This window comes from Colwellia sp. 6M3 (assembly GCF_014077595.1).
Lineage (GTDB): Bacteria > Pseudomonadota > Gammaproteobacteria > Enterobacterales > Alteromonadaceae > Cognaticolwellia.
Genome location: NZ_JACGWF010000109.1, coordinates 1 through 11,247 on the forward strand (window position 1 = coordinate 1; position 11,247 = coordinate 11,247).

7 protein-coding genes are annotated in these 11,247 nt (G+C 34.9%); 4 read left to right on the top strand and 3 right to left on the bottom strand.

Translation table 11 applies throughout. The features are described 5' to 3' along the window. Window positions 1-62 precede the first annotated feature (62 nt). From H4J50_RS16850 to H4J50_RS16860, 3 genes are all read left to right on the top strand, one after another. Window positions 63-5,822 carry a DUF4011 domain-containing protein gene (locus tag H4J50_RS16850; protein WP_182257447.1) on the top strand — a complete coding sequence of 1,920 codons (5,760 nt, stop codon included), beginning with the start codon at window positions 63-65 and terminating at the stop codon, window positions 5,820-5,822. Between the two features lie 14 nt (window positions 5,823-5,836). Continuing rightward, on the top strand, window positions 5,837-6,625 hold the full coding sequence (locus H4J50_RS16855; protein WP_182257448.1) for a nuclease-related domain-containing protein: 789 nt from the start codon (window positions 5,837-5,839) through the stop codon (window positions 6,623-6,625). 198 nt (window positions 6,626-6,823) lie between these two features. After that, window positions 6,824-7,717, top strand: a complete 894-nt coding sequence (locus H4J50_RS16860; protein WP_182257449.1) for an IS1595 family transposase — start codon at window positions 6,824-6,826, stop codon at window positions 7,715-7,717. Window positions 7,718-7,731: 14 nt separating this feature from the next. Here H4J50_RS16860 and H4J50_RS16865 read toward each other — a convergent pair whose 3' ends face one another. Together H4J50_RS16865 and H4J50_RS16870 are read right to left on the bottom strand one after the other, a co-directional pair. After that, window positions 7,732-8,064 carry a type II toxin-antitoxin system RelE/ParE family toxin gene (locus H4J50_RS16865; RefSeq protein ID WP_182257450.1) on the bottom strand — a complete coding sequence of 111 codons (333 nt, stop codon included), beginning with the start codon at window positions 8,062-8,064 and terminating at the stop codon, window positions 7,732-7,734. After that, the gene (locus H4J50_RS16870; protein ID WP_182257451.1) at window positions 8,064-8,312 is read right to left on the bottom strand and encodes a type II toxin-antitoxin system Phd/YefM family antitoxin; all 249 of its coding nucleotides are present in this window, start codon (window positions 8,310-8,312) and stop codon (window positions 8,064-8,066) included. Before H4J50_RS16870 ends, H4J50_RS16865 begins: the two co-directional genes overlap by 1 nt. Before the next feature lie 288 nt (window positions 8,313-8,600). Between H4J50_RS16870 and H4J50_RS16875 the strand changes: the two genes are divergently transcribed. Continuing rightward, on the top strand, window positions 8,601-10,367 hold the full coding sequence (locus H4J50_RS16875; RefSeq protein ID WP_182257452.1) for a hypothetical protein: 1,767 nt from the start codon (window positions 8,601-8,603) through the stop codon (window positions 10,365-10,367). A 50-nt stretch (window positions 10,368-10,417) separates the two neighbouring features. Here the strand turns inward: H4J50_RS16875 and H4J50_RS16880 are convergent. Beyond that, the coding region (locus H4J50_RS16880) for a hypothetical protein (protein ID WP_220466299.1) at window positions 10,418-11,247 on the bottom strand (830 nt) is incomplete at its 5' end.

Genomic DNA, 11,247 nt, shown 5'->3' on the forward strand with positions numbered 1-11,247 from the left:
CATACTGATTTAATTATAATTTAGCTGAATACGATTTGTTTTATATAAAAATAGGAAATTCAATGGAAAACATACGAATTATTGCAGAGATAGCTAAAGTGTATTCTTTTGCATTTCAACAAAACCAATACCCACTTATTACATCCATTGAATTGAATTCATCTAAAACTATTATTCCAGATGGTGCTGATAAAACTTATTCAGACTTGAAACTAATTTTGACTTCAGATCCTGAAGTATTTTCTCCTGAAGAATGGCATGTAGACTCTCTTGGTGCAGTGCAAACTATTCTTTTGCAAAAAAGACTGTTAAAAATATCAAATGAATATTTAGATGCACTAACTGAACAAATTGAAATCAATTTAAACTTCACTCTATATATGGCTGATGAAAAATTAACACAACAGTCATATCAAACTAATTTACTCCCAAAGAATTTTTGGGGTGGTGAAGAAAGAATGGCTGAATTGCTCGCAGCTTTTTCTACTCCTAACGCAAATTACATATCGGAATTAGTAAAAAAAGCTTCCGATGTTATGAAAGCTGCTGGGCATGAATCAAAATTGGATGGATATCAATCCGAAACACGAGAAAGGCCCTATTTAATGGCCGCAGCATTGTGGAATGTCATTTCTAATGAATCAATAGCTTATGTAACACCACCTACTAGTTTTGCTTATTCAGGGCAAAGAATCCGTTTACCTAATGACATTAAGAATCATAAAACGGGTGCATGCCTAGATTTATCCTTGTTATTTTCGGCTTGTTTAGAGCACATTGGGCTTAATTCTGTTATTGCTGTTACGAACAACCATGCTTGTTGTGGCCTTTGGTTAATAGATGAGTGCTTCCCTCTTTTGACCAATGATGATTCGATGGATATTCGAAAACGCGTTGCATCAAAAGACTTGGTTCTATTTGAAACAACATTGGCCACTTCTGATTCACCAATTACCTTCGGGCAAGCAATCGAATATGCAGAACAAATAATTTCTGAAGACTCAGAAGATACATTCGTTTACGCCATTGATTTAACACAAGCAAGAAAAAGGCAAATTAAGCCTATTCCAACGATTGGAGAGAGTTCTCCTGCGATAGAATCTAATGAACAACGAACTGACATTCAATTTTTACCTGCTGCACCATCATTACCACCCGTTCGAAAAGAGGAACTTCCTGTTTCAGACTCGCCCGATGGAAGAGTCGAACAGTGGCAAAGAAAACTACTGGATTTAACCAAACGAAATAGGCTTTTAAATTTATCTAAAACTGCCGTAGCTATTAAAATATTTTGTCCTGACATTGCAAAGTTAGAAGATGAATTAGCGTCAAATCAGAGTTTTAATTTTATTACTGCTGGCGATACTCCTTATGCAAATGAAGCAAGAGACAAAGAGCTTTTTAAATTTAAAGTGGGTAATGATTTGCAAACAGAGTTTGCAAGAGAACAATTAAGTAGTAATACCCTAATTGCTAATGACTCTTCTAAAAAATTAGAAAAAAACTTACTTTCTCTATATCGAAAATCAAAAACAGATATTGAAGAAGGTGGTTCTAATACACTTTTTCTTGCCGTTGGCATGCTCAAATGGAAGGAAACCCCAGAAAGCGATAGAACTTATCAAGCACCGTTAATCCTTTTACCAGCCGAACTAAAAAGAAGTAGTGCAAGGTCTAAAATAAAAATTAAGCAAAGAGATGGTGAAGATCCTATTTTCAATGCAACTTTGATTGAATTTTTACAAAATGACTATGAAGTTGATTTATCCTTATTTAATGAAGTGCTACCAACAGATGAAAGCGGTATTGATGTTGACCAGATATGGGCTGTAGTGCGAGAAAAAGTTAAAGATATAAAAGGCTTCGAAGTTGTAGAAGAACTTGTTTTAAGCACCTTTTCATTTGCAAAGTACTTGATGTGGAAAGATTTAAAGGACAGAGTTAACGATCTTAAATCTAACTCATTCGTTGAGCACTTAGTTGAAAATCCTCAGAAAACATATGAGCAAAATGTTCAATTTAAAGATCAGAATGACATAGATAATACTTTAAAGCCTTCTGATGTTTTTGCCCCATTAAATGCCGATAGTTCTCAATTAGTCGCAATAGATGCATCGACAAAAGCCCAAGATTTCGTTTTGGAAGGCCCACCAGGTACAGGCAAGTCAGAAACCATAGCAAATATAATTTGTCATAATTTAGCTAAAGGTAAAAAAGTTTTATTCGTAGCAGAAAAAATGGCGGCATTAAACGTAGTTTATAGCCGCTTACATAAGATTGGTCTAGACCACTTATGCTTGGAGCTTCATAGTAATAAAGCCAATAAACGAGCGATTTTAGAGCAATTAAAAAAATCATGGACCACACGAGAAACAGCCTCTAGTAATGAATGGAATGATAATGCCGATAAACTGTTTAACATTCGAAAAAGTTTAAATGCATACGTTAATGAACTTCATCAAGAATCACCTTTAGGCATAACGCCAAGGCAAGCTATATCAAGGTTTGTTCGTTATAAAGATATTACAAAAGTAGACTTAGGCTGGGGTCACTCTTTTGAAAATGCACCTATTAACTCTAAGGAAGATTTGAATGATTTTTATGAAACGGCTAAAACTTTAGGTTTAGCCTTTTCAGATATAGAAGATTTGAATCTTTCAGATATATCCATTGTTCAAAATACCGACTGGTCAAATGCTTGGCAATCAGAGTTAATTTCAACTATTAAAAAAGTAAAAAATTCATCAAAAGTATTAAAAAGCTATTTTGAAGAATTAGTAACACTATTGCAGTTGGAAGATATAAACGAATACAGCGAAAACTATGCAGAATTAGATGTATTAGCCACTATTTTAACTGCGCAAAAAGACACTCGATTAAGCTTTGTTTATAAGCCTAGTGCAAAAGACAAATTAGAGAAGCTAAATTCATTAGCGGATTATAAAACAGTAATTGATGAACAAGTGGGTCGTTCGAAATTAACATTCCCACTAGATCAAATATCTAGCCACCCTACTTCAGATTGGCTTACATCACTTCAGATGGCCCAACAAAAAATGTGGCCGTTGAAATGGTTCGCTAAAAGAAAAGTTATATCAACATTAAGTGCTGTAGGTGTGCATGGTGAAATAACACTTGAAGAATTATCATTATTAAATGAAATCAATTGTACGGCTAAAAAAGTTTCAGAGAACATTAGTGACTTCGAACAAGATAAAATATGGCAAGGCTGGGATACTACTGGTGAGCACTTAAGTGCTGAGTATCAAGAATCTAAGGGATTGTTTGATATCACCAGAAAAGTTGCCGGAAGACTATCTAATCCATCTGCACTTATTAATAGCTTAAATGAAAAAGTTGTAGATAACTTTGAATTCTACCCGTCATCTGCTTTAGCTAAAGCCTGCGATAATTACTCAAGAAGCTACACTGTATTTAAAAATGATCTTGATACTTTCTTTACTATAGGTGGGGAATTTCCAGCGGATAAAACTATCACTAAGTTTATTCATTCTTGTGATGAAGTTATTGCCTTAGAGCCTAAAATAAATGCTTGGTGTAATTGGCTTGAAGTTAAAAAAGTAGCAAGCAGTAAAGGTCTTCATAATGTTATTACCTGCTTGGAAAGTCGAGAAATCAAAGCCGAAGATACCGTACACCAAACAACTAATGCAGTATGTGCCTGGTTAGCACCTATTCTTATTGACAGCTCTGATGCTTTAAGAACTTTTAGAACTTCACAGCATGAAAATTTGATTGAAGAATTTAGAGAGCTTGATGCATTAGTTGCGAAAACAACAGCAGAGTATATCTCGTCAATGGTTGCAGCAGGAACACCTGATCCAAATTCGCCCCAATCGCCTGCTGAATATGGTGTACTTTCTAGAGAGTTTAATAAAAAAAGTAATCATAAACCTATTAGACAACTAATTAGTGAAATGGGTGAAAACCTACTTCATCTGACACCATGTTTTATGATGTCACCACTTTCTGTTTCTCAATTTTTACCTGCCCATTTTAATGCTTTTGATTTAGTCGTCTTTGATGAAGCCTCACAGATAACTGTTTGGGATGCTGTTGGAACTATTGCCAGAGGGAAAAATGTTATTATTGTAGGCGATCCTAAACAGATGCCACCAACAAACTTCTTTTCAAAAAGTAGTACTGATGATTTAACTGATGAAGCTGATCTTGAAAGTATTTTAGATCAGGCATTATCCGCACGATTGCCTCACCATCGTTTAACTGGCCATTATCGAAGCCGTCATGAAAGCTTGATTGCTTTTTCAAACAGTCACTATTATGAAAATTCTTTAGTAACATTTCCTTGTGCAGAAACGAAAGAAAGTGCTGTTAGTCTGCATAAAGTAGACGGGTTGTATTCGAAAGGTAAAGAAAGAAATAACATTAAAGAAGCCAATGCTGTAGCTGATTATATTGTTGAAAGGTTATCGGACAAACGTAAGAAGTATACTATTGGCGTTGTTACGTTAAATTCAGAGCAACAAAGATGCATAGAAGATTGCTTAGATGATCGCAGAAGAAAGCACCCACACTTAGAGCCATTTTTCCAAGGTAATAAAAATTACGATCCAATTTTTATTAAAAATCTTGAATCGGTTCAAGGTGATGAACGAGATATTATTATTATAAGTCTAGGATATGGACCTGTAGAGCCTTTAGCCAAGACCATGAGCATGAATTTTGGACCACTTAATAAGCAAGGTGGTGAAAGACGTCTCAATGTTGCAATTACTAGAGCCACAACTGAAATTCATTTATTCGCAAGTTTTGATCATACAATGATCGATTTAAGCCGCACTAGCGCACTTGCAGTAAAGCATCTTAAATACTTTTTAGAGTATGCAGAAAAAGGCCCTATTGCTCTGCCTGAAACAGTAGAAGCAAATTACGGAGTTGACCAATTTGACAGCTATTTTGAGGAAAGTGTTGCTTACGCTTTAAGAGAAAAAGGTTGGAACGTACAAACTCAAATTGGAGTCAGTAAATTTAGAATCGACCTCGGTGTTATCCATCCTGATAAACCAGGCCAGTTTTTGGCAGGAATAGAGTGTGATGGGGCAACTTATCATGGTTCACCTGCTGCAAGGGATAGAGATCGTGTAAGGCATTTAATATTAGAAAATCTCGGCTGGAAATTACTACGAATATGGTCAACAGATTATTTTATAGATGAAAACTCAATTATAGAAAGAGTTCACAACCAACTAAATGAACTCTTAGCGCTGGATCTAGCGCAAGAAGATAAGGAAGATGAGTTAGAAGAAACAGTTCTTTTTGAGCTTGAAGAAGATGAAGAAGACGAAACCCAATGTAATGTGATGAATATTAATCCAGATAAATATTTTCATGATAGTTACAAAGCCTCATTAGAAAATATGGCTAAAGAAATTTTGCATGAAAAAAGTGCCATTTCTCTACATGAGTTAGCGTCTGATATTGGTTGGAAACACAATTTAGCAAGAACAACCAAGAAACAGCTCGACCATATTGAATCAATTATTAGTCCATGGGCTGGAATTGCGAAACATGACTCTGGAGAAGTAACTGTATGGAAATCAAAAGATGATGTTGAAGGTTTAGTGCAATGGCGTGGTGCGAATGCTTTTGGTATCCCTAGGGAGTGGAATGCTATTTCTTATCCAGAAAGGCTTGGTTTAGTTCAAGATGCATTAGAAAAGTCGCCTAATGACCCCGTTGATCATATTTTTAACGAGTTTAGCTTAAACAGACGGACTAAGAGCACTACAAATAAATTTGAGTCTTGGGTGAATGAGTACCAATCATCGATTGTTGAATAATTAGGATTTAGTAAATGGATTTATCAATTTATCTCAACATGATATTCAGTGCCGCATGGTATCTGATACCAATATTCATATTTGCTGTCATTATAAAGTCAGCTTGGTTCAAAGGTGTACTCGGTGAGTGGCAAGTGAATTTACTCATCAAGTTTTTCTTAGACAAAGATAACTACCATCTTATTAAAAACGTAACACTACCTACAGATGATGGAACTACTCAGATAGATCACATCATCGTATCAAAATATGGAATTTTTGTTGTTGAAACAAAGAACATGAAAGGTTGGATTTTTGGTAGTGCCAATCAGAAGCAATGGACGCAGAAAATATTCAAACACTCCTCTAAATTTCAAAACCCTTTGCATCAAAACTATAAACATGTCAGAACGTTAGAAGATCTTCTCTTAACAGGATGTAAAGCAAAGAAAGATTGTATTTTTTCCGTAATTATCTTTATTGGTGATAGTACTTTTAAAACTAAAATGCCCGATAACGTAAGATTTGCGAGAGGCGGTATTGAATATATCAAAAGTAAACGTGATATAGCCTTTAGTGAAGATAAAGTAGCAGACATCATTGAGCAAATAGAGAGTGGTCGGTTAGAAAGTAGTTTCACAACTAACCGTCAACACGTTAAACATGTCAAAGAAATAGTAAAGGAGAAGTCTGATGCTAAATTTTGCTCAAGATGCAACTCGGACATGGTATTACGAAAAGCGACTAAAGGTAAAAACGCAGGCAATGAATTTTGGGGATGCAGTGCATTTCCAAAATGTAGGAATGTGGTTGAAATTGGTTAGTAAAATTTAGGTTTTAATAACCTATTAATTAATGGCTCTATTAGCGTTAATTGTAGGTCTGAACTAAACTAAAACCATATCGTTGATATTAACGGGATGGTTTCATATGCGCAATCACGAATTTAAACAAATTATTCATTCACTTTTCAATCTTACTGGCACCCAAAAGCCAATCTTACTGGCACCCAAAAGCGAGAATTGCTTGATGCGGTAAAATCTGAGTTAAACCGCAGCCAAACAGAGACGATGATCGAAGATATCAAAGGTGACGTTACTTGTTGCCCTCATTGCGGCAGTACCGCTATCCAGCGATGGGGAAGATCGTCAGGTTTACAGCGTTTTAAGTGCAAAGAAATTGAATGTGGTTCAACTTTTAATCCCTTAACAGGAACGCCCTTTGCTCGATTACGTTACCGAAGTCGATGGATTCAAAATCTTGAAGGAATGCAGTATGGATTAAGTATTACAAAAATGGCTGATCTAATTGGTGTTTCTAGAAGTACAGCTTTTCGTTGGAGACATAGATTTTTAGCTGCGCCAACGGCAGCTAGGCCGACTGAAGTCAGCGGTATCATAGAAGCAGATGAAACGTTCTTTACTGAGTCATTTAAAGGTAATCAAACCATCGACAAGCGCAAGTCAAGAAAGCGTGGGAAACAAGGCGATAAACGCTCCAATGAAGATAAAATAGCGGTACTTATCGTTAAAGACCGGAGTGGCACAACTACAGATTATGTACTTGGCGAACATAATAATGCTGCCATTATTGAAAAGCTTGAGCCGATTGTGAATAAGGATTCAATCCTGTGCTCTGATGGTGCTCACGCCTATAGAAATTTTGCTAAAAAACACGATATTACCCACCATAGGTTGATTGCTCTTGATGGAAATCGAGTGATAGGCAAGGAATATCATATCCAAAATGTTAATGGCTACACAGGTCGTTTGAAAACGTGGATGGGACGTTTTAATGGCGTTGGAACGGCTTATTTGGATAACTATCTAGGTTGGCGTAGATTTCTTGAAGGTGGCGGAAGCAAAGCATCAAAAAAAGAGGCACTTAGTATAGTTCTAAAAACAGGATTGAACTAGGGTGAGTAATAGAATCAAAACTTTAATTCTGATTCAATATCATTCTTACGAATAAGATGTTTATTTGGAGCCATGCTACTAGAAAGAATACCTACAAAAACTACATCTTTTGCACGCTTTAAGTAATAAAACACATGATTTCCATCAGGGAACATGTAGGCGTTTTCAGATATATCATCAATAGCAACGCCTAATTGTGGATTGTTAGCTAAAGCCTGAATTCTTCTAAAGAGGATAGCATCATACTTTTCCCATTGAGGCTTACCCCATTGTTTAATTGTATATTTCCGTATTGCAGAAAGGTCATGCCTAGCATGACCTTTAAATATATATGGAATATCGCTCATTAATCATATTTTCCAGCATTTAGTTCTTCTCTAAACGTTTTTCCATCAACCAGATCGCTTTCGTCAATATTTTCAAAACGAGACTTAACAAGTTCCATTTTTAATTGCTCAATTTTGTTATATTCATCAAGGGAAACTACAACAGCAACAGGGCTACCATTTTTAATGATTTCCACAGGCTCAGATTGAACTTTCATCAGCATAGCGCCAAACTTGGTTTTTGCTTCGTTAGCATTTAAAGTATACATAATAATCTCCAGAAACAGTCTTTATATTATAGTCGAATCGAACGTTTCGGTCAAATTATTTTACTGGATTATAAAAACCTGCTAATCACAACTAAATGCATAATTAATATAGATCTTATATTTATACAACATTTAACGCTAATAGAGCGTAATTAATTGATTGAGTCACGTATTATAGCTACCATAGAAAACATATATATGCATGTTTTTATTAAAGAATAACAAACAGTATTAGGTTGGGTTAAGCCTAACTTAAGTGAGCCATTGTATAAACAAGGACTACGTAAAATGATAGGGAATTTGAGTTTAAGCAAGAATGTTCAGTTTTACAAATTGAATAAAGCACTAACCAAAAAGTCAGTAGATGATACTTTTAAAGAAATCTCAAAAGATCGAGTCGGTAATTACCTAATAAATGATCAACGTATTTCTTATAACACAGCAGCAGGAAATCAAGTTATATACTCTTTAGTTTCTTACAGAATTGATGCGGAACCTTCATTTCTAGTAGGTACGACAACTAAAGAGCAAAAATATGCTTATTTATTGCTTGTTGAATGTGGTGACGCTCTAGCTATTTTAAAAAAATATGTAGACACTCCTGAAGCAAACTTTTCAAGTTTCTTAGAAGAGTTTGATTATGATAAGTTTTGTCATTTTCACGGAGATAAAGCACCAGAGTACGAGCGAGTGACAATGAAAAATATGAGTATTTCAAATGCTGTTATTAGATCTCGATCATTAGAAGCTAAAAGCTTAAACGGAATTCTGTCATCTAATTCGTCTAGCAGGTCCATCCCAAGTAACTTTAGAATGAAGATTGGTGAAGAGTCTTATACTTTAACACCAAGCACATCAAGGGTAAGCCATAGAGATAAAAAATCGGGCTTTGACGGTTTGGTTGATTGGGTTGTTTTAACAAAAGATGAACTAAAAGTTACGACAAATCAAAGTGAATTTTTAAGTAATTTCGCCTCCCCAGTTTGCTTAAAAGATATATTTGATTTGGGTTTCAAAGTTGTTGCTGTTCTTATTGACCTTGGAGAGATTGAAAGTAAAATCGCTAGTGGAAATGTCACTCTAACTAAGGACAATGGAACGTTACTTAAGGCTTGTGAAATTAACAAACTTTTCAATCAACTAAAGTCCCCAATTCTAATTGAAGATGATACGTTAAAAATTAAAGGTAAATTTTTAGCAGGAAAAGTTTCCTACACAAAAAAAATAATAACCATCAGAAATAAACTACTAGAGAGTATTATAGTATCTGAAAATGGTGCAGATTCATTTACTTTGGGTTCTTATATTAATAAAAATAAACCATTTTCCGCTGTGTTTGATTCTCCAAACTATTCATACTATTCAAAGTCTTGCTTCGAAGATAAGCAGTTATTAAATAATATTCAGTCTATATTGAATATATTTGATGATAGTCACAATTTTTCAAACGTAGTGACAGAAAAAGAAAAGCCTCACGCTAGTAACCTAACTCAATTTCCAACTAGTTCATTATTTAGGCAAGTAGAAGAACAATATTGTGCGGATCACGATATTGTTATTTGTGATGATATGAATGATGAATGGGCTGATCATATTGCCATTCGTAGTAGTGGTGGGGTTCCATCTATTTCATTTATCCATTCAAAATTTACTAAGAAAGATTCGTATGGCGCTAGCGCTTTTCACGATGTTGTTGCTCAAGCACTAAAAAATATTGGGCGAACTCAAGCAGTTAAAGAGCAATTTAAAAAGAAATATGACAACGAGTGGAGTAGGAATTACGAGAGCACCAACATTCCGCGAGTTACAGGTGCAGCCAATTGGCAAGGTATAGAGTCAGCACTAGATAATGTTTATGAAAACCCAAACTCTATAAAGAAAATAGTATTAGCAACACCCTTTCTGAGCAAAGCAAAGTTAACGGATGAATTAACCAAGCTAAAACAAGGTCAAAAGTGCAAACCGCACTATGTTCAGCTCATCTGGCTAATAAATACCTTTATTAGCTCCTGTAAAGACCTTGGCGTTCAAGCTCATATTTTGTGTAAGCCGTAGCCAAAACCTTACAGGCCATTTTGTTGTTTTCAAAAGGCGTCAGTAAAAATCTATATAACAATATTAAATTGAGTACAAATTGCTTTGAACTGAGGAGCAAAGCTCTGACTTAATATTTTACTGTTGTCATGGGAGCTATAGTCCAAAGCTGTTGAAGATTTATAGGTCTCGTACTTTTCATTTTTATATTCTTCGCGTTTAAGAGTAGAACTAACGATAACTTGATTATTCATATTCTCGAATATCTCAATCATTTTCAACTCTTTATCCGTTGACAACTCTCTGTCTCTGAAAGAATCAATAATGATCGGAAATTTATGTTTAAAGACCACTTGTAGAGCATATATTTTAGCAAAGTAAAATTCTTGTTCTTCGCTTCCTGAATAGTTGACAGATTTTTTCGTAAACAAACTATCAAAGGTTTGAATTCCATTTTCATCGACTAATTTATATACCATGTTCATTGCTTTAACTATGGCATCAATTAATTGTTTCTGGTGGGTTGATATACCTTCTTGTTTAGAGTTAGATTCATCAAGCGTTAGTCTCAACGCTTCAATTTCTCTTTGCTTTTTTGCTAACTCTTTGTCTATGCTTCCTGCTTTTTTTAACTCATCTTGAAAAAGTATAATATCTCTTAATTCAGGTGTAACTTGCTCAAGTTCTTTGTTGATTTCTTTTTGTGTTTTTTCAATATCGAAGTCTAATCGAGAAATTACTTCTCTTTTAATTTGAATGTTCTTTTCAACAGATTCCAGTATTGAACTTCTTACTTGTTTATTACTTACATCAAAAGTTACATCTTTAGATTTATAAGTAATGTTAGTGCTACCGCAGTCATCGCAATTAACTTGTCCAACACTTATGGATCTATTAAGTG

Bases quoted from the DNA above. Each gene is read 5' to 3' on its own strand.
- H4J50_RS16875 (WP_182257452.1), top strand. From the start codon at position 8,601: ATGATAGGGAATTTGAGTTTAAGCAAGAATGTTCAGTTTTACAAATTG.
- H4J50_RS16865 (WP_182257450.1), bottom strand. From the start codon at position 8,064: ATGAGCGATATTCCATATATATTTAAAGGTCATGCTAGGCATGACCTT.
- H4J50_RS16855 (WP_182257448.1), top strand. From the start codon at position 5,837: ATGGATTTATCAATTTATCTCAACATGATATTCAGTGCCGCATGGTAT.
- H4J50_RS16870 (WP_182257451.1), bottom strand. From the start codon at position 8,312: ATGTATACTTTAAATGCTAACGAAGCAAAAACCAAGTTTGGCGCTATG.
- H4J50_RS16850 (WP_182257447.1), top strand. From the start codon at position 63: ATGGAAAACATACGAATTATTGCAGAGATAGCTAAAGTGTATTCTTTT.